General features: G+C 66.7%; 26 protein-coding genes and 4 tRNA genes. 2 read left to right on the top strand and 28 right to left on the bottom strand.

Going from position 1 to position 24377, the window contains the following annotated elements; all coding sequences use genetic code 11:
* Positions 1–2: 2 nt before the first annotated feature.
* From RHCRD62_RS16155 to RHCRD62_RS16045, 23 genes are all read right to left on the bottom strand, one after another.
* Positions 3–635, bottom strand: a complete 633-nt coding sequence (locus RHCRD62_RS16155; RefSeq protein WP_050065699.1) for a hypothetical protein — start codon at positions 633–635, stop codon at positions 3–5.
* A 62-nt stretch (positions 636–697) separates the two neighbouring features.
* Complete coding sequence (locus tag RHCRD62_RS16150; RefSeq protein ID WP_050065698.1) at positions 698–1951, bottom strand: MCE family protein; 1254 nt, start codon at positions 1949–1951, stop codon at positions 698–700.
* Complete coding sequence (locus RHCRD62_RS16145) at positions 1948–3225, bottom strand: MCE family protein (protein WP_050065873.1); 1278 nt, start codon at positions 3223–3225, stop codon at positions 1948–1950. The genes RHCRD62_RS16150 and RHCRD62_RS16145 overlap by 4 nt, the downstream gene beginning before the upstream one ends.
* 38 nt (positions 3226–3263) lie before the next feature.
* Positions 3264–4541 carry an MCE family protein gene (locus RHCRD62_RS16140; RefSeq protein ID WP_157050964.1) on the bottom strand — a complete coding sequence of 426 codons (1278 nt, stop codon included), beginning with the start codon at positions 4539–4541 and terminating at the stop codon, positions 3264–3266.
* A gap of 8 nt (positions 4542–4549) precedes the next feature.
* Positions 4550–5548, bottom strand: a complete 999-nt coding sequence (locus RHCRD62_RS16135) for an MCE family protein (protein WP_050065872.1) — start codon at positions 5546–5548, stop codon at positions 4550–4552.
* The gene (locus RHCRD62_RS16130) at positions 5545–6612 is read right to left on the bottom strand and encodes an MCE family protein (protein WP_050065871.1); all 1068 of its coding nucleotides are present in this window, start codon (positions 6610–6612) and stop codon (positions 5545–5547) included. The genes RHCRD62_RS16135 and RHCRD62_RS16130 overlap by 4 nt, the downstream gene beginning before the upstream one ends.
* Positions 6613–6620: 8 nt before the next feature.
* Positions 6621–7970 carry an MCE family protein gene (locus RHCRD62_RS16125; protein ID WP_050065696.1) on the bottom strand — a complete coding sequence of 450 codons (1350 nt, stop codon included), beginning with the start codon at positions 7968–7970 and terminating at the stop codon, positions 6621–6623.
* Positions 7967–8827: an MlaE family ABC transporter permease gene (locus RHCRD62_RS16120; protein WP_050065695.1), complete on the bottom strand. Its 861-nt coding sequence runs from the start codon at positions 8825–8827 to the stop codon at positions 7967–7969. Before RHCRD62_RS16120 ends, RHCRD62_RS16125 begins: the two co-directional genes overlap by 4 nt.
* A 4-nt stretch (positions 8828–8831) precedes the next feature.
* On the bottom strand, positions 8832–9626 hold the full coding sequence (locus RHCRD62_RS16115; RefSeq protein WP_050065694.1) for an MlaE family ABC transporter permease: 795 nt from the start codon (positions 9624–9626) through the stop codon (positions 8832–8834).
* 6 nt (positions 9627–9632) lie between these two features.
* Positions 9633–10685 (bottom strand): ABC transporter ATP-binding protein, encoded by a 1053-nt coding sequence (locus tag RHCRD62_RS16110; RefSeq protein WP_050065693.1) that lies wholly within the window; start codon positions 10683–10685, stop codon positions 9633–9635.
* Positions 10686–10952: 267 nt separating this feature from the next.
* Positions 10953–11339, bottom strand: coding sequence for a 50S ribosomal protein L7/L12 (gene rplL, locus RHCRD62_RS16105; protein WP_050065692.1), 387 nt, complete (start codon positions 11337–11339; stop codon positions 10953–10955).
* A gap of 120 nt (positions 11340–11459) precedes the next feature.
* Positions 11460–11996, bottom strand: coding sequence for a 50S ribosomal protein L10 (rplJ, locus tag RHCRD62_RS16100; RefSeq protein WP_050065691.1), 537 nt, complete (start codon positions 11994–11996; stop codon positions 11460–11462).
* A gap of 499 nt (positions 11997–12495) precedes the next feature.
* Positions 12496–13209 carry a 50S ribosomal protein L1 gene (gene rplA / locus RHCRD62_RS16095; RefSeq protein ID WP_050065690.1) on the bottom strand — a complete coding sequence of 238 codons (714 nt, stop codon included), beginning with the start codon at positions 13207–13209 and terminating at the stop codon, positions 12496–12498.
* 165 nt (positions 13210–13374) lie between these two features.
* Positions 13375–13809: a 50S ribosomal protein L11 gene (gene rplK, locus RHCRD62_RS16090; protein WP_007534031.1), complete on the bottom strand. Its 435-nt coding sequence runs from the start codon at positions 13807–13809 to the stop codon at positions 13375–13377.
* A gap of 89 nt (positions 13810–13898) precedes the next feature.
* A complete protein-coding gene (nusG, locus tag RHCRD62_RS16085) occupies positions 13899–14690 on the bottom strand; it encodes a transcription termination/antitermination protein NusG (protein WP_050065689.1) in 792 nt (263 codons plus the stop codon).
* A gap of 41 nt (positions 14691–14731) precedes the next feature.
* Entirely contained in the window at positions 14732–15124 is a 393-nt protein-coding gene (secE, locus tag RHCRD62_RS16080; protein ID WP_050065688.1) for a preprotein translocase subunit SecE, read from the bottom strand.
* A 31-nt stretch (positions 15125–15155) separates the two neighbouring features.
* Positions 15156–15228, bottom strand: a tRNA-Trp gene (locus RHCRD62_RS16075).
* A gap of 172 nt (positions 15229–15400) precedes the next feature.
* Positions 15401–15829, bottom strand: a complete 429-nt coding sequence (hadB, locus tag RHCRD62_RS16070) for a (3R)-hydroxyacyl-ACP dehydratase subunit HadB (RefSeq protein WP_050065687.1) — start codon at positions 15827–15829, stop codon at positions 15401–15403.
* Entirely contained in the window at positions 15829–16284 is a 456-nt protein-coding gene (gene hadA, locus RHCRD62_RS16065; protein ID WP_050065686.1) for a (3R)-hydroxyacyl-ACP dehydratase subunit HadA, read from the bottom strand. The genes hadB and hadA overlap by 1 nt, the downstream gene beginning before the upstream one ends.
* A 140-nt stretch (positions 16285–16424) precedes the next feature.
* Positions 16425–16592, bottom strand: a complete 168-nt coding sequence (gene rpmG / locus RHCRD62_RS16060) for a 50S ribosomal protein L33 (RefSeq protein ID WP_031937658.1) — start codon at positions 16590–16592, stop codon at positions 16425–16427.
* A gap of 69 nt (positions 16593–16661) precedes the next feature.
* Positions 16662–16734: transfer RNA gene (locus RHCRD62_RS16055), tRNA-Met, on the bottom strand.
* Between the two features lie 40 nt (positions 16735–16774).
* A tRNA-Thr gene (locus RHCRD62_RS16050) sits at positions 16775–16847 on the bottom strand.
* Positions 16848–16994: 147 nt separating this feature from the next.
* Positions 16995–17077 (bottom strand) — tRNA-Tyr (locus RHCRD62_RS16045).
* 166 nt (positions 17078–17243) lie between these two features.
* Here RHCRD62_RS16045 and RHCRD62_RS16040 point away from each other — a divergent pair.
* Positions 17244–17735 carry a YajQ family cyclic di-GMP-binding protein gene (locus RHCRD62_RS16040; protein ID WP_050065685.1) on the top strand — a complete coding sequence of 164 codons (492 nt, stop codon included), beginning with the start codon at positions 17244–17246 and terminating at the stop codon, positions 17733–17735.
* A gap of 101 nt (positions 17736–17836) precedes the next feature.
* Here the strand turns inward: RHCRD62_RS16040 and RHCRD62_RS16035 are convergent, their stop codons facing one another.
* The 3 genes from RHCRD62_RS16035 to RHCRD62_RS16025 all read right to left on the bottom strand — a co-directional run bounded on the left by RHCRD62_RS16035 (position 17837) and on the right by RHCRD62_RS16025 (position 21708).
* Positions 17837–19639, bottom strand: a complete 1803-nt coding sequence (locus RHCRD62_RS16035) for a CocE/NonD family hydrolase (RefSeq protein WP_050065684.1) — start codon at positions 19637–19639, stop codon at positions 17837–17839.
* Between the two features lie 57 nt (positions 19640–19696).
* Positions 19697–20569, bottom strand: coding sequence for a zinc metalloprotease HtpX (gene htpX, locus RHCRD62_RS16030; protein ID WP_050065683.1), 873 nt, complete (start codon positions 20567–20569; stop codon positions 19697–19699).
* A gap of 107 nt (positions 20570–20676) precedes the next feature.
* Positions 20677–21708 carry a polyprenyl synthetase family protein gene (locus RHCRD62_RS16025; protein ID WP_050065682.1) on the bottom strand — a complete coding sequence of 344 codons (1032 nt, stop codon included), beginning with the start codon at positions 21706–21708 and terminating at the stop codon, positions 20677–20679.
* Between the two features lie 189 nt (positions 21709–21897).
* On the opposite strand from RHCRD62_RS16025, the gene RHCRD62_RS16020 reads away from it, so the two are divergent.
* Complete coding sequence (locus RHCRD62_RS16020) at positions 21898–23160, top strand: geranylgeranyl reductase family protein (protein ID WP_050065870.1); 1263 nt, start codon at positions 21898–21900, stop codon at positions 23158–23160.
* On the opposite strand, the gene RHCRD62_RS16015 is transcribed toward RHCRD62_RS16020, so the two are convergent.
* Together RHCRD62_RS16015 and RHCRD62_RS16010 are read right to left on the bottom strand one after the other, a co-directional pair.
* Positions 23153–23509 (bottom strand): Zn-ribbon domain-containing OB-fold protein, encoded by a 357-nt coding sequence (locus RHCRD62_RS16015; RefSeq protein WP_050065681.1) that lies wholly within the window; start codon positions 23507–23509, stop codon positions 23153–23155. The two genes, RHCRD62_RS16020 and RHCRD62_RS16015, sit on opposite strands and share 8 nt — an antisense overlap.
* On the bottom strand, positions 23506–24375 hold the full coding sequence (locus RHCRD62_RS16010) for an alpha/beta fold hydrolase (RefSeq protein WP_050065680.1): 870 nt from the start codon (positions 24373–24375) through the stop codon (positions 23506–23508). The genes RHCRD62_RS16015 and RHCRD62_RS16010 overlap by 4 nt, the downstream gene beginning before the upstream one ends.
* Positions 24376–24377: the final 2 nt, after the last annotated feature.

The raw sequence follows: 24377 nt of genomic DNA, 5'->3' as shown, positions 1-24377 counted from the left end.
GGCTACTCGCCGCTGCCCGCGGCCGGTTCGGGTGTCTCGGGCTCCTGCGCAGGCGCGGGGGCAGGCTCCTGGGTCGCGGGGGCGTCGCCGGCGGGCGCGGGTGTCGCTGCGTCCATCGCGATCGGGGTACCGATCGGCTCGACCTTCGACCCCTTCCACTCCCCGTCGACGTCGGTCAGCCCGATCCGCATGGTGAGCTTGATCTTGTTCGGCGCCCGGTCCGGCCAGGTCGTCGTGGACGTCAGCACGACCAGTGCGGTCGCCTTCCCCTCGTCCCGGCTGAAGTCGGTCAGGGTCGCGTCGAGGACCTGCGCCTCGCTCCGCGCACCCGTCTGCCGGATCTGCTCTGCCAGCGCGTCGCGAGTCTCGTTCAGCGAGGCAACCATGTCGTCCCCGGTGATGGAGGACTCCATCTTCGCGAACGTCCCGTCGAGGTCGTCGGGGTTCACGGTATTGAGGTTGATCGCGACCTGCCGCGCGCCGGTCAGTGCGTCCTCACGAGCCGCTGCGGCGGGTTTGTCGACGACCAGGGCATGCGCCCATCCGTAACCGAACCACGCGGCGAACCCGAGCGCCACCACGGCGAGCAGGCTCGCCGCCACCAACGCGGGCTTGAGCAGTGTCGTGTTGCGCATCACTTCTCCACCCTACTTGAAAGTAACTTCGGCCCACCGAGCCGTCGCCACGCAGCCCGAGGTCACCTCACTTCGGGGGTGATGCCCATCAATGCCGCGAGCTGGGTGGCGATCGGATTCAGGTTCAACGCCTCCGGAGCGACCTTCGGCTTGTAGTCCCAGGGCTGCGGCGTGTTCGGGTCGGCATACACGACCCGGTTCGCCGAACGCACACCCGTGATGCTGCCGAGTGGGGTCGTGCAGTTCGCCTCCATGTTCAGCGGGAAGTCGTCCACGGTCGGGTCGAAGTCCGGGTTCTCCCGCTTCATCTGGTCGACGATCGCGTGCGTGCCCTCGTAGCCCTGGGTACACGGCGGCGGCTGGTTCGTCTCCAGGATCAGACCCTGGTGGAGCGTCCCGTCGCCCGGCGCAGCCGTCCCCGCGCCTGCCGCCAGCGCGGGCAGGAACGTCAGCAGCGTGTTCAAGGCGATCGAACGCGGACCGAGAGACGCGCTCACCAACGCCAGATTGCTCAGGTCCGTGGTCAGCGCCGGACCGGCCTCGTCGATCAACGAACCGACCTCCTTGCTCGCCGCCGTTCCCGTCTCGATCAACCGACGCAGGTCCGGATCGTTGTCCCGCAACTGCGCCGACAGCCGGTTCAGGTCACCACTGAACTGCCGGATCGCCGACGACTGCTCCGACTGCGTGTCGAGTACGACACGGCCGTCACGAATCAACTGCAGGGTCTGCGGCAGATGCTCGATGCCGACCTCGCTGAGCGAGTTCACCGAGTCCACCAGCACCTGGAGATCGTCACCTCGGCCGTCGAACGCGCGCCCGAGCTCGGTCACGGTGGTGTTCAGTGAATCCAGCGGAACGGATCTCACCAGCGAGTTCGTGCTCGCCAATACCTCCTCGACCGGCACCGGGATCGACGTGTCATGCCTCGTGATCTGCGAACCGTCCTCGAGGTAGGGCCCCTCGTCCGACGGCGGCTGCAGGTCCACGTACTGCTCACCGATCGCCGACCGGTTCGCGACCACCGCTCGCGCCGACGCCGGAATGTCGGGACCGCCGGAGTCCAGCTCCAGATCGACCTCGACCCCGTCGTCGGTCAGGTGCAGTTCCCCGACCCGGCCGACGGGGACACCCCGATAGGTGACCTCGGCGTTGGTGAAGATGCCACCGGAATCCGCGAAATCGGCCGTCACCCGGTACTGCCCGAACCCCATCAGGTTGTCCAGCCGCACGTACGTCGCCCCGACGTACAGCAACCCGACCGCCGCGACCAGGACGAACACCACCAACTGGACACGAACCAGCTTCGACCTCACCGGCCACCCACCCCCAACGAGTCGAGCAGTCCGCTGAGCGGGTTCTGCGGCGTCTGATCCTGCACCGCACCGGCGACCGGTTCGGTGCCGGGCGCGGGCGCCTCGCCCGCAGGCGGCGCGGGCGCAGGCACGATCGGTGGAAGCGGCAGCAGTGACACCGTCGGCCACCCCGGACGCGGACCGTTCCCGTTGTAGTACGGGTTCGACGGGTCGACGTTGGGGACATAGCCGTTGTACCCCGGCGGCGGCGGGACGTAGACGGGGTCGGGCATCCCGACTCCGAGCGCCTCCAACTGCTGCCCCAGACGCATGTCCAGCGTCAGGAACAGGTTCATCGAATTGCCGTGGATGACCTTCTCCGCGCCGTCCGGGAACGGGAACGTCGGAATCAGCGGCATCACCGTCACCAGGTCGTCCCCCGTGTCGGCGAGTGCCTGCAACGTGGGCCGTAGCGCGCGGAGGTCGGCGATCAGGTTGTCGCGCGACTGCGTCAGGACGTCTGTGCCTACCTCCCCCAGCCGATTCAGCTGGGTGAGCATCTGGATGAACTGCGGCCGCTGCTCGTTCAACACCTGCACCGCAGGCGGGATCTCCGCGAGAACCGCATCGATCTGATCGGTCTGCTCCGCCACCCGCCCCGACAGCGCGTCGAGGCCGTCCAGCGCGCGGGTGATCTCGTTCTTCTGACGTTCCAGACCGCCGATCAGGGTGTTCGCCTCCTCCAGGAGGGCCCGTACACGGTCTTCCCGTCCGTCGAACGCCACCGTCAGCTCGTGGATGATCGGCTGCAACTGGGCGACGCCACCGCCGTTGAGCAACAGCGACAGGGCCCCGAGGACCTGCTCGATGTCCGTCGCGTGCCTGGTCCGGTCCACCGGAATCGTGGCACCGTCCGACAGGCGCGCCGAGGACGGATCGATCTCCGGTGCCTCCAACTCGATGAACTTCTCACCGAGCAGGCTCGTCTGCTGCACACTCGCGACGGCGTTGGCAGGCAGGTCGACCGCCGAGTCGACGACAACCGCCACGTCCGCGGTCCACCCGTCGCCCGGGACGCCGATGTTCTCGACCCGACCAACCGCCACGCCGTCGACCTTGACCGTCGACTGCGGCACCAGGTCGAGGACGTCGTCGAACTGCACGGTCAGGTGCATCGGATCGTCACCGATCTCGGCACCACCGGGCAGCGGGATGCTGTAGATCCCCGAACCGCAACCCGACACCACCAGTGCGGTCACGCACGCACCCGCGCCCATCGCGACAGCCCTGTTCATGCCCTTCAACGGCCACCCCTGCATCATTCCCACCCGCCTCACTGCCCGGACCTGGGAATGTTCTGGTCGCTCAGCCCCGGCGCCTGCGAATTGCCCAGCCGCGGCGAGACCGTTCCCGGCACGGTGCCCGGCTGGGAGGGCCGCTGCAGGTTGTCGCCACTGAGAATGCCGAAGGGCAGGTTCAGCGTCGGGGTCTTCACCCCTGCGGTGACCTGGTCCATGATCACGTTGCAATTCTCGATGACGGGGCGCATCTGCCTGCTCAGGGCATCGAACTCGGGATCGCCCGGCATCAGCTTGCCGAGGTCCATCAGCTTGCACAGGGCACCGAAGGGATCCTGTGTCTCGGGCAGGTTCACCCGCGACGCAAGGGTCCCGGACTCGGCGTCGTAGGAATTGACGACGTTGCTGATCGCGAGGGGAAGCACCGTCAACGCGTCCACGAGGTCCTGTCGATTGTCTGCGAGCGTCTGCGTCACCTGGACCAATCCCTCCGCGTTGCTCGCGACCAGATCCTGATTGTCGCGAATGAACACCGCGACGTCCCCGAGCGTGACGGACAGCTGGTTCAGCGCGGCGCCGAGATTCTCCCGCTCGCCGTCGAGGAATCCGCTGAGATCCGCGAGCTGCGTGTTGAACTGCCGGACCTGCTCGTCGTTCGCGGCGAGGGCACTGACGAACGTCTGCAGGTTGTCGACCGTGTCGAACAGGTCGCCGCGGCTGTAGTTCAGCGTGGCGGCCGCCTTCGACAGTTCCGTGATGGTGGTGCCGAGGGCCTCGCCGTTCCCGTCGAGGTTCGCCGCTGCGGTGTCCACCAGGTTCGTCAGCGCGCCGTCCTTGTTCGCACCGTTCGGCCCGAGCGCCTCGGACAGTTCCTCGATGCTCGCGTACAACTGGTCGACCTCGACGGGCGTCGCTGTCCGGTCCCGCGAGATGGTCGCCCCGGACTCCATGACCGGACCGCCGGAGTACGCGGGCGCGAGCTGGATGTACCGGTCGGCCACCACCGACGGCGTCACCTGCGCTGCCTTGGCGTCGGCGGGGATGTCGACCCCGCGATCGACCCGCATCACCACCCGGACCTCGTCGCCGAGGGGTGTCACCTCGTTGACCTCACCGACCTTCACGCCGAGTACGCGGACGTCCGACCCGGCGTAGATGCCGACGGACTTGTCGAAATAGGCGGTGACGGTCGTGGTCCCGGCGCGGGTGAAAGCCCACCACCCGCCGACCGCGAGGAGAAGCACGGCGATCACGACACCGACCGAGGTCAGGATCTGGCCGCGACTGAACTTCGGCAGCCGCCCCGTTGTCATACCGGTCATCAGTTGACCCCCAGCGTGCGCACCGGATCGCGGTACCCCGGAATCAGGGGCAGCGCAGGCGGCGTCAGATTGACGACGACCTGGTCGAACCAGCGACCGTTACCGACGATGTTCGCGTACAGCCGGGTGAACGGCGCGTACAGCTTGATCGCCTGGTTCAGGTTGTCGTTGTTGTCCTGCAGGATCTGGACCACCCCGCGGAGTTGTTCCAGCGCGGGTCCGATCTGCTGCTCGTTGTCACGCACCAGCCCGGTGAGCTGCTGCGACAGCCGCTGGGTGCCGCTCAGGAGCTGGGAGATCGACTGCTGGCGGGCGTTGAGCTCCCCGAGCAGAAGGCCGGCGGAGGAGATCAACTGGGTGAACTCCTCGTTGCGTTCCGCGAGGACGGTGGACGTCTTCGCAGTCGCAGCGAACAACTTCGTCAGCTCCGCATCCCGGCTCTCGATCGTCCGGGACAGTCGCGCAACCCCGTCGAGAGAGGCCCTGACATCGGCCGGAGTGCCCTCGAATGCCTCCGACAGGGTCTGCATGCTCTGCGCCAGCTGCGGCGTGTCGATCTCCTGGATCGTCGTCGCCGCGCTGGAGAAGGCGTCGATGACGTCGTAGGGGGAGGTCGTCCTGTCCAGCGGAATCGTCGCGCTCGGGGAGAGCCCCTCCCCGCCCCGGGGATCGAGTGCCAGGTACTTCTGCCCGAGGATCGTCTTGATCTGGATCGACGCCGTGGTCTGGTCACCGACCCAGGCGTCCTGCACCTTGAACGCGACCTCCACCCGATCGCCCTCGAGGGACACATCGGTGACGCTTCCGACCTTCACACCCGCGATCCGGACCTCGTTGCCCGGTTTGAGGCCTGCGGCCTCGCTGAACTCGGCGCGGTACGTCGATCCCGCTCCGATGATCGGCAGATCCTCGAGGAAGAACGCCGACATGGTCGCGAGGAGCACGAGGACGATGCCGAGTGCCCCGATCTGTGCCGGGCTGCGGCGCGGCGCGCTCATTCGCCCGCCCCGTTCGCCGAGCATCGCGGCGCCGAGTTCGTGTACAGCGGCTGGTTCACCGTCGGCATCCCCGTCGGCAGGTTCAGGTACTGCGACTCACCCGGACCCGCGACGACGTCGATGCCGCACAGGTAGAACTGGAACCACGAACCGTAGCTGGCGATTCGGCTGAGCTTGTCCAGCTTGACGGGCAGGTTCGCGAGCACCTGGTTCACCGCGTCGCTCTGCGCGTTCAACGTGCCGGCCAGAGTGTTGAGCGCCGACACCGATCCCTGGATCGACGGTCGCGTCGGCTCGAGTACGTCCGCCGCTGTGTCGGCGAGACCGGCGAGCGACGTGACGGCGTCACCGACCACCCCGCGGTCGTTGGCAAGGCCCGTCACGAGCTGCTGCGTGTTCACGATGAGGGAGCTGAGCTCCTTGTCGTGCTCGTTCACGGTCGTGAGGACGACGTTGAGGTTGTCGATCACGTCCCCGATCACCCGGTCCTTGTCCGCGATCGTGTTCGTCAGGGACGCCGTGGTCCGCACGAGTTCCGAGATGGTGCCACCCTCCCCCTGGAAGACCTGGATGATCTGGTACGACAGCTTGTTCACATCGTCGGCGCTGAGTGTCTGGAACAGCGGCCGGAACCCGTTGAAAAGGGTGGTGAGGTTGACCGCGGGGCTGGTGTGATCGAGGTCGATCGTCTGCCCCTCCGTCATCTTCATGCCCTGCGGTCCGTCGCCCTGTTCGAGCGCGATGTAGCGCTGCCCGACGAGGTTGCGGTAGCGGATGGTGGCCGTGGATCCGACCGGCAGCCAGTCCCGGTCGGTCAGCGAGAACTCGACCTTCGCTTCGCGGTCGTTGACGATCGAGATCTTGTCGACCTGCCCGACGCGGACGCCCGCGATCCGCACCTCGTCACCCTTGTTGAGCGAGGTGACGTCGGAGAAGATCGCGTTGAACCGGGTTCCTCCACCGCCGCTGGTGTTCGCGATGGTGAACGCCAGAAACGCGGTCGCGACGATCGTCACGACGGCGAAGATGATGAGCTTCGTCATCGGGCCCGCAAGCCCCCTCAACTGGGCCTTCACTTGACGCTCACCTCCGCCCCGCGCAGCGCCGGTGCCCCCACCAGAGTTGTCCAGCCGGCCACGTCCTCGGGCAATGTGCCCGTGCCCTCCCCGTAGATCACTGCCAGCGTGTCCTGTTCGTACGTCGATCCGGTGTAACTCGCGGGCGTGGCGCCGGGAACGGGCGCGTACTGCGGCGCCGCGGGCGACGGCACGTACGACGGGCCGGGATTGCGCGACGGCACCTGGTAGGCACCGTCGTTGTAGGACCCGCCCGGATACTGCGGGAACTTGTCGCCGGGTTCCGCGGGGGTGTAGCACTTGGCACCGCGGCTGTCGAACAGTCGCGGCTCGTCCTGGTTCGGCAGGTAGCGGCCCTTCGGGTTCACGAACACCGTCGCCGCCCGCGCGCCCGGGTGATCCTGCATGCTGCCGTCGGGATTCAGGCCGAGGATCGCGCTTGCCCGCTCGACGATCGGAACGAACTGCGCGAACGTGCACCCGAAGGTCGGTGAGGCAGCAGCGAGCACCTCGAGGGTGTCCCGCGAATCCGCCGCGATCGAGATCACCGAGTCACGGTTGGCCGTCAGGAAGTCTGCCGTGGTCCCCGCAGTCGCGGTGACGGAGGACATCAGTGCACGGATCTGATTCTGCTGCTGGACAACGGTCGCCCCGGTGGTCCGGAGGTTGTCGAGCGCGCTGACGAGTTCCGGAGCCGCCTCCGAGTACGTCTCCGAGAAGTCCGCGAGCCCGCGCAGCGACTCCTCGAGGTTCGGCAGTTCCGCGTTGACGCCGGCGAAGATCGTCTCGAGGCGTTCGAAGCTCAGTCCGATATCGGCGCCGCGGCCGGTCAGTGCCTGGTTCAGCGCGCCGAGCGTGTTCGCGAGGTCCTGCGGGGGAACCGCTTGCAGCAGCGGCAGCAAGCCGTCGAGGAGTTCCCCGACCTCGATCGCGTTGCCGCTCGCGTCCTGGTAGAGGGTGTCGCCGTCGCTGATCGGCGCCGCAGTGTCCCCTTCCGGAACGATCAGCGCCACGTACCGCTCACCGAACAACGTCTTGGGCAGCAACCGCGCCGTCGTGTTCGCCGGGATCAGTTCGGCCTTGTCCGGTGCGATCGCGAGCTGCGAGGTGACCTCGCCGTCCTTCGTCGTCGACGAGCGAACCTCGCCGACGATGAGCCCACGGACCTTGACGTCCGCGTGCGCAGGCAACGAGTTGCCGACCGTGTCGGTGACCAGGCTGACGTTCACGACCTTGGTGAACGACTTGTTGTACATCCCGATCGTGAATGCCAGGAACAGGGCGAGAACCAGGAAGAAGGCAAGCCCGAGCAGGCGTCGGCGCAGCGCCGAGGTGTCGTGGCTCATCCCGCCACCCGCACGGTCGTCGTGGTGCCCCAGATCGCGAGGCTGAGGAAGAAGTCGAGAACGGCGATGGTGACGATCGCGGTGCGCACCGCGCGGCCCACCGCGACGCCGACACCGGCAGGACCGCCGGATGCGGTGTAGCCGTAGTAGCAGTGGACCATGATGAGCACGAACGCGAAGACCAGCACCTTCCCGAACGACCACAGGACGTCGGCAGGCGGTAGGAACAGGTTGAAGTAGTGGTCGTACGAGCCGGTGGACTGCCCGTTGAAGACCGTGCTGATGATGCGAGACGCGAAGTACGAGGCGAGCAGGCCGACGATGTACAGCGGGATGACGGCGACGAAGCCGGCGACCATGCGGGTCGTGACGAGGAACGGCACCGACGGCACCGCCATCACCTCGAGTGCGTCGATCTCCTCCGAGATCCGCATCGCACCCAGCTGGGCGGTGAAGCCACACCCGACGGTCGCCGACAGCGCCAGTGCTGCCACGATGGGCGCGATCTCGCGGGTGTTGACGTACGCGGAGAGGAAGCCCGTGAGCACCGAGCTACCAAGCTGGTCGAGCGCGGCGTAGCCCTGCAGTCCGACGACGACACCGGTGAAGCCGGACATCATCACGATGACGCCGATCGTTCCGCCGATGACCGCGAGCGCGCCGCTGCCGAAGGTGACCTCGGCGAGCAGTCGCAGTACCTCTCGTCCGTAGTGGGTGATGGTGCGGGGGATCCACCCGATTGCCCGGGCGTAGAACGACATCTGGTCGCCCGCACGGTCGAGCATGTGCAACGGTGCCCTGCCTGCGCGGCGCGCGAGAATCACGCTGCGGCTGCCGCGTCCCTTGGCGATGGTCATCGACTCACGCCCCCTTCGCCGGAACGATCTGCAGGTACACCATCGTCAGGATCAGGTTCGCGAAGAAGAGCAGCAGGAACGTGATGACGACCGTCTGGTTCACCGCTTCGCCCACGCCCTTCGGTCCGGGATTGGGGTGCAGTCCCTTGTATGCCGCGACAACACCCGCGATCACACCGAAGATCGCTGCCTTCGCCTCCGCGACGTACAGGTCGGGGAGTTGCGCGAGCGCCGAGAACGACGCCAGGTAGGCACCCGGCGTTCCGCCCTGCAGGATCACGTTGAAGAAGTACCCGCCCGCGATGCCGACGACCGAGACGAGTCCGTTGAGCAGCAGCGCGACGAGGACCATCGCGAGGACGCGGGGGACGACGAGCCGGTGGATCGGGTCGATGCCGAGCACCTCCATCGCGTCGATCTCCTCACGGATCGTGCGCGAGCCGAGGTCTGCCGTGACAGCCGAGCCGGCGGCACCCGCGATCAGCAGGGCCGTCACGATCGGACTGCCCTGCTGGATCACGGCCAGGACGCTCGCGGCGCCGGTGAATGCTTCGGCGCCGAGCTGTTTGATCAGCGACCCCGTCTGCAACGACACCACGGCACCGAACGGAATCGCGACGAGCGCGGTCGGCAGGATGGTCACACTGGCGATGAACCAGGCCTGCTCGATGAACTCACGGAACTGGAACGGCTTGCGGAACGTGTTGCGGACGACGTCGACGAAAAGTTGAACGATCAGACCGGCCTGGGTCAACGCTGCCGACAGTGGACTCAGCAGCGCGCTCTTCGAACCCCCCACCCGCGGCTACCCGTGACCCCAGGAAGACGACTCCGCACCGGCATCGCTGTAGGCAGGGATCACCTGCGTAGCGGCGTCGTCACTGTCGCCGAGACTCTCACGGATGCTGGCCTGCGCCTCCGGAGGCAGGGTGTGCAGGATGGACCGGACGCGATCCTGCCTGCGGTGCACCGCCTGCCGGACGGGCATGCCCGGAGTGGCCTGCATCTGCGGAATGACGCCGGACACCTCCTGCGAACCGTCGTGGTGACCGGCTTCCTTCATCGCCAACTCGGCCGCCATCTGCGAGTCGTCCTTCTCCTCCGACATGCCGATCGGGCCGATCTTGCTGCCGTTGAGGAATTGCTTGACGACCGGCTCCTCGCTGGTCAGCAGCACCTCACGCGGACCGAACATGACCAGCTGCTTGCGGAAGAGCATGCCCAGGTTGTCCGGGACGGTGCGAGCGAGGTTGATGTTGTGCGTCACGATCAGGATCGTGGCGTCGATCTGCGCGTTGATGTCGATCAGCAGCTGGCTCAGGTACGTCGTGCGGACGGGGTCGAGACCGGAGTCGGGCTCGTCGACCAGGATGATCTCGGGGTCCAGGACCAGCGCACGCGCCAGGCCTGCGCGCTTGCGCATACCGCCGGAGATTTCGCCGGGCAGCTTGTTCTCCGCACCGAGCAGGCCGTTGAGCTCGAGCTTCTCCATCACGATCTTGCGGATGTCGGACTCGGACTTCTTGGTGTGCTCGCGCAGCGGGAACGCAACGTTGTCGTAGAGGTTCATCGAGCCGAACAGCGCGCCGTCCTGGAAGAGCACGCCGAACATCTGCCGGACCTCGTACAGCTCCCGCGAGGAGCACTGCAGAATGTCGGTTCCGTCGATCACGATCGATCCCTGCTCGGGCCGCAGCAGGCCGATCAGCGACTTGAGGAACACGGACTTACCGGTACCGGACGGACCCAGCAGCGCACTGACCTCGCCGGCAGGCAGCGTCAGCGTGACGTCCTGCCAGATCTTCTGCGAACCGAACGACTTGGTAAGTCCTTCGACCTTTACCTCAACACCCACCACTTACCTCCACGCTGTTTCGACAGGTCCCCCACTGTGGGTTGGGTCACTGTATCGCATCAATGTGGTACTCGTGACCACCGATCCTACTCACGAGTAAGTACGGAGTGCAATAGCTTGCGCGACCCCCTTTCGAACACCTGCCGGCCTGGGCAAACAGCGTCGCAACCGCACACACCGACCGACAGAAACGGAAAGAGGGCCGCTCCCCTCGCGGGGAACGACCCTCTTTCGTCAGACCTGACGCCGAAGCGTCACGCGACGAGCACCTTACTTGATGGTGATCTTCGCGCCAGCAGCCTCGAGCTTCTCCTTGGCAGCCTCAGCGGCGTCCTTGGCGACCTTCTCCAGGATCGGCTTCGGAGCACCCTCGACGAGGTCCTTCGCCTCCTTCAGGCCCAGGCCGGAGACGACCTCACGGACGACCTTGATGACCTGGATCTTCTTGTCGCCGGCACCCTCGAGGATGACGTCGAACTCGTCCTGCTCCTCAGCGGCCTCAGCGGCAGCAGCCGGAGCGCCTGCAGCGGCGACGGCGACCGGAGCAGCGGCGGTGACCTCGAAGGTCTCCTCGAACGCCTTCACGAACTCCGAGAGCTCGAGGAGGGTGAGCTCCTTGAACTGGTCCAGCAACTCTTCGGTGGTGAGCTTCGCCATGATGGCGGTCCTTCCTGTAAGTCCCATGTCGCTGATCCGCGACGAGGTGGGAGTGGTTTGTTACGTGATACGCAAGACCTTGTTCGCGCCCGCGAGGACGCCCGTCCGGTCTCGTGCGGATCAGCTTTCGGCTGCGGAGCCTTCCGCGGCCTTCTTGTCCTGCAGCGCAGCGGCCAGGCGGGCCATCTGCGAAGCGGGGGCATTGAACAGGCCAGCGGCCTTTGCCAAGTTGCCCTTCATCGCGCCGGCGAGCTTGGCCAGCAAGATCTCGCGGGACTCGAGGTCCGCGATCTTGTTGACCTCGTCCACGGACAGCGCAGCGCCGTCCATGTAGCCGCCCTTGATGACGAGTGCCTTGTTGTCCTTCGCGAAGGCCTTCAGTGCCTTCGCAGCGTCAACCGGCTCGCCCTTGATGAATGCAATGGCGGTCGGTCCGACGAACAGGTCGTCAAGGCCCTCGACGCCCGCCTCAGCGGCGGCACGCTTGACCAGGGTGTTCTTGGCGACGGAGTAGGTAGCGCCTTCTCCGAGCGCGCGACGCAGCTGCGTCAGACTCGTCACCGACAGACCACGGAACTCCGTGATGACGGCGGCGGTCGAACCCTTGAACTGCTCGGTGATCTCCGCAACCGCGGTAACCTTCTCGGGCTTTGCCATACTTCGCCTCCTCTCGTGACATCGTGTTGGTGCGTCCTGCCGGACGGTGTGGAACATCCGGCGAAAGGCCCCGTAACACGACAAACGCCCCGGTGCAGGGCACACGGGGCGTAAACGAGGAGCGATGGACACGGCTCACGCCGGAAACCAACCTCTCCCCTACCTCGTCCTCCTGCGTGGGCCGCCGGACCTGCTCCGGACCTTCAACCGATCTCGCTGCTGGGCAGCGCACACCGGTGACCAACGGTCTTTGGTAGAACTTCTTGGGGTGAACTCGAACTAGTCGAACTCTTCGAAGAAGAATACGCGACTCGGGTCGCGACACCAAATCGTGTCCTCCGAGCATCCCTCCGTGACCGCATCGACCTCCGCCGCCGCTCGCTCCCGGACGGGCCCGGCACTGGTTCCACCGTCGCCGCGTCGGCTGACCACACACACGAAAAAGCCGGTCGGGAGTGAACTCCCGACCGGCTTTGTTCTCACGTCAGTGACGTACCGCTTACGCCTCGTCCTCGAGGAGGTTGCGGGTACGGTTCGGATCCACCGGGATGCCCGGTCCGGTGGTGGTCGAAACCGTGATCTTCTTGACGTAGCGACCCTTGGCCGACGACGGCTTCGCACGCAGGATCTCGTCCAGCGCAGCGCCGTAGTTCTCGACCAGCTTGGCATCGTCGAAGGACGCCTTGCCGATCACGAAGTGCAGGTTGGCCTGCTTGTCGACGCGGAAGTTGATCTTGCCGCCCTTGATGTCCGCGACAGCCTTCGCCACATCGGTGGTGACGGTGCCCGTCTTCGGGTTCGGCATCAGGCCACGCGGTCCGAGGACGCGGGCGATGCGGCCGACCTTGGCCATCTGGTCCGGGGTGGCGATCGCGGCGTCGAAGTCCAGCCAACCGCCCTGGATGCGCTCGATCAGGTCCTCGGCACCGACGGCGTCCGCACCTGCGGCCTCGGCCTCGGCGGCCTTCTCGCCTGCGGCGAACACGATCACACGGGCGGTCTTACCGGTGCCGTGCGGGAGGTTGACGGTGCCACGAACCATCTGGTCCGCCTTGCGGGGGTCGACGCCGAGACGAACGGCGACCTCGACGGTCGCGTCCATCTTCGAGGAGGAGGTCTCCTTCGCGAGCTTCGCAGCCTGCAGCGGGCTGTAGAGCTTGCTCGGGTCGACCTTCTCAGCGGCGGCGAGGTACGCCTTGCTGCGCTTTGCCATGTCTTCTGTCCTTACTTCTCACCACGGACCGTGCGGGTCGGCGGTGAATGATTCGGTTGTGGTTGCGGACCTGGCCGGTCCTCCCACGCGTTCTGTTTCTGTTCGGCCGTCAGCCGAAGCAGGAGTGGATCAGCCCTACGGAGCCCGAGGCGGGCTTCGCTTCGCTCAGCCCTCGACGACGATGCCCATGGAACGGGCGGTGCCTGCGATGATCTTCGCGGCTGCGTCGATGTCGTTGGCGTTGAGGTCTTCCTGCTTGGTCTTCGCGATCTCGCGCACCTGGTCCATGGTCACGGTCGCGACCTTGGTCTTGTGCGGCTCGCCGGAGCCCTTCTGGACGCCTGCGGCCTTGAGCAGCAGCTTGGCGGCCGGCGGGGTCTTCAACTTGAAGTCGAAGGTCCGGTCTTCGTAGACGGAGATCTCCACGGGGATCACGTTGCCGCGCTGCGACTCGGTGGCCGCGTTGTAGGCCTTGCAGAACTCCATGATGTTCACGCCGTGCTGACCGAGCGCGGGACCCACCGGCGGGGCAGGGTTAGCCTGACCGGCCTGGATCTGAAGCTTGATCAGCCCTGCGAGCTTCTTCTTCTTGGGGGGCATCTTCGTTCCTATTTCTTGCGAGTGTGTTTCTTGCTGCAGTGCAAGTGTATGGGCCGCACCTCGGCGAACCGGGGTCGGTTCGTTGGCAACTAGATCTTGGAGACCTGGTTGAACGACAACTCGACCGGCGTCTCACGGCCGAAGATCGAGACCAGGACCTTGAGCTTCTGCTGCTCGGCGTTGACCTCGCTGATGCTGGCGGGCAGCGTCGCGAACGGACCGTCCATCACGGTGACCGATTCGCCGACCTCGAAGTCGACCTCGATCAGCGGCTTGGCCGCGGCGGCGGACGCACTGTCGCCGGCGACTGCGGCCGCAGCGGCGGCAGGCTTCTTCGCGCCCTGCTGCGGCATCAGGAACTTGACGACCTCGTTGATGCTCAGCGGCGACGGGCGCGAGGTGGCACCGACGAACCCGGTGACACCCGGGGTGTTGCGCACTGCGCCCCACGACTCGTCGTTGAGCTCCATGCGCACCAGGATGTAACCCGGCAGCACCTTGCGGTTGACCTGCTTGCGCTGGCCGTTCTTGATCTCGGTGACCTCTTCGGTCGGAACCTCGACCTGGAAGATGTAGTCGCCGACGTCGAGGTTCTGGACGCGGGTCTCGAGATTGGCCTTCACCTTGTTCTCGTAACCGGCGTAGGAGTGGATGACGTACCAGTCTCCGGGTGCGCGGCGCAGCGCCGCCTTCATCTCCGCGACGGGATCGACGGGCTCCTCGGACACATCGCTCGCGTCCTCGGCAGCTTCGACGTCGGCGTCGGCAACCTCGGGGGCTTCGTCGACGATCACGCCGTCAGCGGACTCCGCAGCGACCGCGTCATCGGCAACGGGCTCTCCGGCCACGGCCTCATTTGCGTCGTTATCGGGGGTGCTCACTGGCGGGCTCGCTTCCTCTCATTGCGGGTCGGTTGTCGGGGTCAGCCGAACAACCAGGTGACGCCCTTGACGAACGCCAAGTCCAATCCAAAGATGAACGCCACCATGAACGCCACGAAGACGAGCACAACCGTGGTGTAGGTGACCATCTGCTTGCGGTTCGGCCAGATCACCTTGCGTAGCTCGGCGATGACCTCGCGCATGAACCGCCGGAAGCGCTTGAAGAGGTTCTCCTTGCGCGGCTTCTCCGCTTTCTTCGCCGGCGCGGAAGGGCCAGTGGCGGCGACCGTGGTCGCCGCAGACGAGTCCGCGGCCGCGCTGGAACGGCGACCCGGACGCTTGCCAGTCGGTCGAGAGGATGCGGCGCTTGCGGCGGCGTCGTCGGTGTCCGAGGACCCCGTGGAGTTCTCGGCCTTTCCGCGATCGTCGCTCACCGTCGTTCCTCTCAGTTGCTGACATCCGGGGCAGGGGCGACAGGACTTGAACCTGCAACCTGCGGTTTTGGAGACCGCTGCTCTGCCAATTGAGCTACGCCCCTTTGGTTGAAGATCGTGACCAGGTCACTTTCCGTCAACCAACTCTGTGACCACACAACACGCGCGCCACCCCGTTCGACTCGAATTGACGCCGTAGGGCAGCGCGCAGCGCTGAACAATCCCAGAAATCTCAGTGTACTGCACGGTGGTCTAACAAACCCAATCGGCTCGATTTCAGCCGAGTCGGACGGTTGCGGCAGCTCGACCGAAGATCTTCTTGCCGTCCACCTTCGCCACGATGGCAATCACCGCAGTGCGGTCCGCCTCGTCGACCGAGCGTACCTTACCGGACAGCTCGATCTCGGTGCCCGTGCCTTCGTTGGAAACGTAGACGGGGCTGGTGAAACGGACGTTGTACTCGAGTACCGCTCCCGGGTCCCCGAGCCAGGACGTGATGTACCCGGCTCCGATACCCATCGTCAGCATGCCGTGCGCAACAGCCATTGGCAAACCCACTGATCGGGCGACCGTGTCGTCCCAGTGGATGGGGTTCGGGTCGCCTGCGACGCCGGCGTACTGCACGAGATCGGCGCGCGTCAGCGTCACCACGGACTCCGGCAGTTCCTGTCCGGCGACGACGTCCTCGAATCGCTTGAGCGCCATCACTCGCCCTCCTCGACGTGTCGACCCATCAACGTGGTGTAGGTGGTGAGCACGGGCTCACCGTCCTGGTCGGTGATGTCGTTGCGGGTGACGATGATGTCGCTGCCGCCCATCACCCGGAGTGAGTCGACGAACACGTCGCAGTAGAGCCGGTCGCCGACCTTCATCGGGCGGTGGAAGACCAGGCGCTGATCCGTGTGCAGGATGTTGCTCAGGTCGAGTTCCAGGCCGAGCGTCTCGAAGAACTCCTCCTGTGCGAGGAAGCCGAACACCGAGATGAAGGTGAGCGGCGCCACCAGGCTGTCGTGGCCGAGTTCCGCGGCCGCGGACTCGTCACGATGGGCGGCGTTGTCGTCTTTGACCGCGCGCGCGTATTCACGCACCTTCTCGCGGCCGACCTCGTAGTAGTCGCTGAACCTGTGATGCAGGCCAACGAGATCAGCGTTCAGTTTCACTGAAGCGGGACCCTATCTGCAGTGGACGCCGGCCGTGAGAGAACACAGCGATGGGCCGGCCACGGGTGCGATCCCGTACCGGCCCTGCGTCGTATCGAAAAAAATCGCGTGCCCCGCAGGAGCGGGGCACGCGATGAATGCTACTTGGATTCCCGGTGCGCCTGGTGGGTTCCGCAGTTAGGGCAGAACTTCTTCAGCTCGAGGCGATCGGGGTCGTTGCGCCGGTTCTTCTTGGTGATGTAGTTCCGGTGCTTGCATACCTCGCAGGCCAAGGTGATCTTGGGACGAACGTCTGTGGAGGAGGCCACGGGTATGCCTTCTTTCGGAGAAACTGTGGGTCACTCTGATCTCGGTCGACCAGAGTCTTTTCAGGTTTGTAGCGATGGCCGGACTTGAACCGGCGACACAACGATTATGAGTCGTTTGCTCTACCAACTGAGCTACACCGCCTCGATGCATCGGTGCCACTCTACGCGGCACCCATCCAGCGAGCCCCCTAACGGAATCGAACCGTTGACCTTTTCCTTACCATGGAAACGCTCTGCCGACTGAGCTAAGGGGGCGTGCTCCGCTGCGCGTTGTCCGCGCTTCGAAGCCTCCAAGAGGTTACACAGTCTGTGTCCGGAGTTCCAAACCGCCTGGTCAGGACCCATATTCAAACTGTCTAACCACCAGGCCCCAGCGAGCTCACGCTCACTGGGACCCAGGTGTGGCAGGTGTAGGATTCGAACCTACGTAGGCATAAGCCGACGGATTTACAGTCCGCTCCCATTGGCCGCTCGGGCAACCTGCCTGGTGTCATCCAGGAATCCTCGTTCCACCCTTTCGGGCATCCCGGTTCTCCCTGGCGCTTGAGAAGAATACAACCACCGGGGCGGGTTAATGCAAACCGTGTGGTTATCGTGGGTTCCGAAGCCCCGAGACCCTTGGCCGGGGACCGACGACATAGGGAGAGTGACGTGGCGGATTCGTCCTTCGATGTGGTGAGCAAGGTCGAGCGACAGGAAGTGGACAATGCTCTGCACCAGGCGGAGAAGGAGCTGAACACCCGCTTCGATTTCCGGGGCACCGGCGCGAGCATCGAGTGGTCCGGTGAGGAATCCATCACACTGACCGCCGACACCGAGGAGCGCCTCAAGGCTGCCCTCGACGTGTTCAAGGAGAAGCTGATCCGCCGGGACATCTCCCTCAAGGCGTTCGACGCCGGCGAGCCCGCCCAGTCCGGCAAGGTCTACAAGCTCACCGGGTCTCTCGTCCAGGGCATCACGACCGAGAACGCGAAGAAGATCTCGAAGAAGATCCGCGACGAGGGCCCGAAGGGTGTCAAGGCACAGATCCAGGGCGAGGAGCTGCGTGTCAGCTCCAAGAAGCGTGACGACCTGCAGGCCGTCATCTCCCTGCTCAAGGGCGAGGACTTCGGCATCGCGCTGCAGTTCGTCAACTACCGCTAGACCCCGCTAGACCCACCGGTGCCGGCGACCACGTCGCCGGTTCACCGCACGACGCCGGGCGCCCACCGCGGGCCGCCCGGCGTCGTGCGTTCCGGGTTCCGTCAGCGCCCGACGACCGGCAGCACCAACTGCTGACCCGCATCGCCTGCCGCGACGGTCACCTGGCGCGGAACGAGGCCGCCGCGGAAGCTCGAGTCGCTGCCCGACAGGACCAGGCGCACGCTGTGCCCTGTGTCGAAGCGGTGCACGATCGCAGGCATCGTGATCGTGACCGGAGCGTTCGGGTCGACGATCCGCACCGGCGCAACCTGGCCGTTGATCAGCGTCGCCGATCCGTCCGGGGCCACGTCGTACAGCTTCGCGAAGACGACCACGGCATCCAGGTCTCCGGTCACGGGCGTCGGAGTCGAGATCCGCACCGTGGCGGCCGGGGCACCGACCACGTCCAGCGGTGCGTCCAGCGCGGCGCCGGTCCAGGTCACGAAACTGCCGGGCGGCTGATTCTCGGGTCGTGGTCCCGGCGTGACCTGAACGATGGACGGCGTCGACCCCTGGACCACTCCCCCGACAGGCGTCGACAGTGTCTGCGACCCCGCGCGGATGGCGTCGCGGTCGGACACCAGCGTCCCGCCGTCGGACAGGTACAGCGACTGCGCGGTGCCGACGTCGGGCGTCGAGGCCGTCTCGTAGCTGTCGGCGGTTCCGGCGGCGCCGACCCAGTCCCGGTAGTAGGCGAAGGTGGGGCCGGTGTCGACGTCGGCGTCCTTGAGGTGGCTCTCGAACCAGTCCAGGTACCGCGCGGTGGTGTACTGCGTGTCCGGATTCGGCCGGGAGGAACCGCCCGACAGCAGGCTCTGGTCACCGCCCGAGGAGTGCCCGCGCTTCTGCCAGATCATCTTGACCTCGGTGCCCTGACGCTGCAGTGCCTCGAAGGTCGCGGTGGCCTCGTTGAGGTTGAAGAGGGTGTCCTCTGCGCCCTGGATCAGCAGTGTCGGCGTGTGGATCCGGTCGACGTAGGACGCCACCGACGCGGAGCGCAGGAACTGCACTGCCTGCGGGTCGGGAAACCCCTGCGTGAGTGAGGTGGCGAGGGCGCCGCACGCCGGGTCTGCGAAGTTCGGGCAGCCGAGGACCTTGGTCGGGTCCGCGCGGTAGCCGGCGGCGCCGGGAGCGGTCACACCTGCAGCACTGAAGATCGTCGTCCATGACGTCTTGGTCGCGCCGGGGACCGCGCCGGACACTCCGACCGTCGCGCCGGTGCTGTTCGGTGCCAGCGAGTAGCTCAGGTCGTTCCAGGTGATCATCGGCACGATCGCGTCGATCCGCCGATCCACGGCGGCCGCGGCGAACTGGATCGCGCCACCGTAGGACCCGCCGACCATGCCGACACGCGGATCGTCGGGAAGGGTTCGGCCGTCCTGGGCGACGGTGTCACGGACCACGATGTCGAGTCCGGGCACCGGCCGGGTGTGCGCGGCGTCCTCGTAGGCGATCCCGTCGGCGCCGCCGAGGAAACTGACGAGGTCCTGCGCGGCCTGCCCGTCCGGATCGGGGCTGTCGATGCTGACCTTGCATCCGGTGCCGCCGAATCCAAGACCCGAATAGGCGAGGACCACGTAGCCGCGGCCGGCGAGGAACTCCGCGGTCGGCGCCTGCGCGTCCTTGGTCTGGCCGAACCCGTGGGTGGTCAGCACGGCCGGCGCGGGCTTGTCCGCCGACACGTCGTCGGGAGTGTAGAGATCGGCCTCGACGTTGCAGTGCCGACTGCCGTCGGGACCGACCGTCGTGTCGAAATAGAGGCTCGACCTGGTGAACCCGGCCGGATCGGCGTGTGCCACACCGGCGGGGAGCGCCGCAGACGCGATCACCGCGAGTGCCCCGAACAGCGTCGTCGTCGTTCTCATCTACCGCCCGATCAGTATGGAATTGCTCACCAAACGGTAAAACTACCCCTGTCGGAGTTACTCGGGGAGCCGTCTACCCGCAAGATCCTCCAGGCGTGCGATCCGGTCCGCCATCGGCGGGTGCGTGGCAAACATCCGGCTCATCTTGTCTCCGGCCCGGAACGGGTTGGCGATCATCATGTGCGACTGCGCGGCGATCTTCGGTTCCGGCGGCAGCGGCGCCGCCTGGGTGCCCCGCTCGAGCTTGCGCAGCGCCGACGCAAGGGCCAGCGGGTCACCGGTCAGTTCGGCGCCGGACTGGTCGGCCTGATACTCCCGCGACCTCGACACCGCCAGTTTGACGACCGTTGCGGCGATCGGCCCGAGCAGGGACACCAGAAGCAACGCCAACGGGTTCGGCCTGCCCTCCCCTCGGCCCCCGAACATGCTCGCGTACATCGCCATGTTCGCGAGACCCGAGATCACCGCCGCCATCGCTCCGGCGACCGACGAGATGAGGATGTCCCGGTTGTACACGTGGGACAGTTCGTGGCCGAGGACGGCACGGAGTTCGCGTTCGTCCAGGATCTGCAGGATTCCGCTGGTACAGCACACCGCGGCGTTGCGCGGATTACGTCCGGTTGCGAACGCGTTGGGAGCCGCCGTCGGACTGATGTACAGGCGAGGCATCGGCTGGTGCGCGGTCGTCGCGAGTTCGCGGACGATCCGGTAGATGACCGGCGCCTCGACCTCCGTGATCGGCTGCGCGTGCATCGCCCGCAGTGCCAGCTTGTCGCTGTTGAAGTAGGCGTAGGCGTTGGCGCCGACGGCCAGCACGACCGAGAACAACAGGATCGTCCGGTTACCGAACAGTGAGCCGATGAACACGATCAGCCCGGACATGACGACGAGCAGCCCGAAGGTCTTCAGCCCGTTCGAATACCGATGCACAGCGGCGCCTTCCCGATCAGATACCGGTCGGCCGCATGCGGCGGCCGACCCGCCACCAGGTCAACGAGGAACCCCGGGACGGTAGTTCCCTCCGGTGAGACGTTACGTCAGCCGACCCGCGCGACCGTGTATTCGACCAGTCGTTTCAGAGCCTCGTTCGCCGGGCCCTGCGGGAGCTCGGCGAGTTGCGTGCGCGCCAGTTCGACGTATTCGTCGAGCTTGGCCTTCGCCGCAGCCATCCCCGGTGAGCGTTCCAGCAGAACCAGCGCCTCGGCCACGTCGGCGTCGTCGGTGACCGGTCCGTCCAGGAGCACGCGGAGACGGTCCGCATCCGGTCCCTCCTCCCGGAGCGCATAGAGCACCGGAAGGGTGTGCACGCCCTCCCGCAGATCCGTGCCCGGAGTCTTGCCGGACTGCTCGGTCGCAGAGGAGATGTCGATGATGTCGTCGACGATCTGGAACGCGGTGCCCACGGCGTCTCCGAGACGCTCGAGCCGCGCGACGTCGTCGTCGGACGCGCCGGAGAACGTACCTCCGAACCGGCCGCACGCGGCGATCAGCGAGCCGGTCTTCTCCCACACCACCTTGAGATAGTGCTCGACCGGATCCTGGGATTCCTTGGCGCCGATGGTCTCGCGCATCTGGCCCGTGACCAGCGCCGCGAACGTCTCCGCGATGATCCGCACCGCGTCGGGTCCGAGCGTCGAGACCAGCCGCGAGGCGTGCGCGAACAGGTAGTCGCCCGCCAGGATCGCGATGCTGTTGCCCCACCGGGAGTTCGCGCTCGGCGCACCGCGACGCATCGACGCCTCGTCCATGACGTCGTCGTGATACAGCGTCGCCAGGTGCACCAGTTCGACCACCGTCGCCGCCGTGATCACCGACTGATCGGTGCCGTTCGGGCCGAGCTGGGCGGTCAGCAGGGTGAACAGGGGCCGGAACCGCTTGCCCCCCGCCTTCGCCAGGTGCAGCGCGGCTTCGGTGAGGAAGTCCTCACCGTCGGACAACTCACCGACCAGCAGTGCCTCGACGTCGGCCAGACCGGTCCGAATGACGCCTGCCAGCGCCTGGTCGCCCAGGTCCACACCGGCGACGACGGTGTTCGTCACTTCGCTCGTGCTCACGATCCCAGTACCCATCCTGTTCTCCGGGATGCCCAACCGGACCCCTCACCAACCTGCCGTGGATGCTCACGGTAGTGAACCCGTCGTCCGCACGGCGTACCGGGCTGTCGCCGGGCATGGCGCAGCGCCTGCGAAGATACTGCCGTGGTGTCCCCGCAGCCCGAACCCGATCCGCGTGTCATTCCGTCCGGACGTCGTGAACCCGTGCCGTCGGGAGGTCCCACACCCCGGCCGGCCACGGTGCCGGAACACACCGAGGTCCTGGTCGTCGGCGCAGGTCCGGCCGGATCGGCGGCGGCGACATGGGCGGCCCGCTCCGGGCGCGGAGTGGTGCTGGCCGATGCCGCGACGTTCCCCCGGGACAAGACCTGCGGCGACGGGCTGACACCTCGGGCGATCGCCGAACTCGAACACCTCGGTCTCGGCGACTGGCTGTCGGGCGGGCCGGTGAACCGTGGCCTCCGGCTGACCGGCTTCGGTCAGCAGCTGCAACTGCCGTGGCCGGGAGGTTCACTCCCCTCGACCGGGAGCGCGGTACCTCGCATCGAACTCGATGATCGCATCCGCCAGGTCGCGGTCGACGCGGGCGCGACGATGATGCAGGGCGCGAAGGCCGTCGACGTCCAGCGCGACGGCGGGAGGGTGCGCGCGGTGACGTTCACCACCTTCAACGGTCCTCGCACCGTGCGGTGCGAGCACCTGATCGTGGCCGACGGTGTGCGGTCCACACTCGGTAAGCAGTTGGGCAGGCAGTGGCACCGGGACACCGCCTACGGCGTCGCGGCCCGCGCGTATGTCGATTCCGGTCGTAGCGACGACGCGTGGATCACGTCGCATCTCGAGCTGCGCGACGCGGCGGACACGCTGCAGTCCGGCTACGGCTGGGTGTTTCCCCTCGGATCGGGCCAGGTCAACATCGGCGTCGGGACCCTCGCGACCGCGGCACGTCCGGCGCCGGGCGCTCTGCGTCCGCTGATCGAGCTCTATGCGAGTGCGCGCCGCCACGAGTGGCAGTTGGACGGCGAGATCCGGTCCGTCGCGTCGGCACTGCTCCCGATGGGCGGCGCGGTGTCCGGGGTCGCGGGCCGTAACTGGGCGCTGATCGGGGACGCGGCAGCATGCGTGAACCCCCTCAACGGCGAGGGCATCGACTACGGCCTCGAGACCGGCCGGATGGTGTCGGATCTGTTGGGGGCGGGTGACCTGACCGACCTGTGGCCGCAGGTGCTGCGGGAACGCTACGGCCGCGCCTTCTCCATTGCCCGCAGGCTGGCCGGGCTTCTCACCGTGCCGCGCGTACTGCCCACGAGCGGGCCCGTCGCGATGCGGTCGAGGGCGCTCATGACGGTCGCCGTTCGGGTGATGGGAAATCTGGTGACGGACGCCGATGCCGACCTCACCGCTCGGGCATGGCGGGCAGCAGGCGCGTCGTCCCTTCGACTCGACGCGCGGCCGCCGTTCAGCTGAGCACGAAGACGGGGAACCGCCCGACGACCGATTCGTGTTCGAAGGCGACACGCGCGCCTCGCGGTTCACGGCCGCAGGATTCGATCGACGCGTAGATCCACGGCCCCTCGTCGAGTTCGACGATCGCGATGGTGAGCGATTCGAGACCCCGGTTGCCGCTCCCGGCGGCCGCGGGGTCGAGTCGCGTCCATGACACCACCGTGCCGCGACCGGTCGAGGGCACCCATTCGAGGTCGCCGCCGCAGTCTCGGCACACCCACACCTCCGGCGCGAACAGCGTTGCGCAGCAGACGCAGGATCGGAGCATGAAGGCGGTCGCCAGCGGCCGGGTCACGTGGTCGATGCTCATGCCGACACCAGTTCCCCCGACCGCGCCAGCACTCTCTGCACGGTGTCGCCGAATCGGACGGGGTCGCTGATCGGCCAGCAGTGCTTCCCACGGACCATCATCACGTTCGGTTCGCCGAGCGCCGCGCGCATGGACGCGAAGCTGGCCTCGGGGATGACGGTGTCGCCGGTTCCCCACAGGAGTGTCACGGGCAGCTGCCGCCGCGCGAGCACTTCGAGTTCGGGTCGCAGGTCGGCGGTGCGAGCGAGGTGCCCGGCCCGCCAGACTGCCATGGGGTCACGGATCACGTTCGGGAGCGCGACACCGGCGATCGCGCCGACGACCTGACCGACCGAGCGGGAGCCGAGGGCATCAGCGGGCAGGTGGAGCATCCAGTCCCAGATCGGGCGTTCGTGGATCGGGCGGTCGATGCCCTCGGACAGCCAGCGTGCCCCTCCGACGGAGTTGACGAGGACCAGTTCGTCGACGTGATCGGGCAGGTCGTGTGCGGTGCGGACACCGACGCCGCCTCCGAAGGAGTGGCCGACGACGGTGACGCGGCCGCGGATGCCGACGGCGTCGACGAAACGTCCCACCCACTGCGCGTAGCCGTCGATGGTCCGTTCCCCGACCGGGAGTTCGGGGGTGCCACCGAAGCCGGGCATGGCGGGCGCGTACACGCGGACCCCGCGGTGGGCCAGCTCGTGGAGTGCCGTGCGATAGGTGGCGGGGCCGAGCCCCCAGCCGTGCAGGAACAGGACGGGCCGGCCGTGCCCACCGACTGCGTAGTCCACCGTGGTGCGGCCCATCTGGACCTGCCGCCAGCGAACGTCGTGGCTCGGGCGGAGCACGGTGGCCTGCGGCGATGAGGGGGCGGACTGGTGCATCG

The sequence above is a fragment of the Rhodococcus sp. RD6.2 genome, from assembly GCF_001040705.1.
Taxonomy (GTDB): Bacteria; Actinomycetota; Actinomycetes; order Mycobacteriales; family Mycobacteriaceae; genus Rhodococcus_G.
The sequence above is the reverse complement of the archived record's forward strand: the minus strand, read 5'-3'. Positions and strand labels throughout refer to the sequence as shown.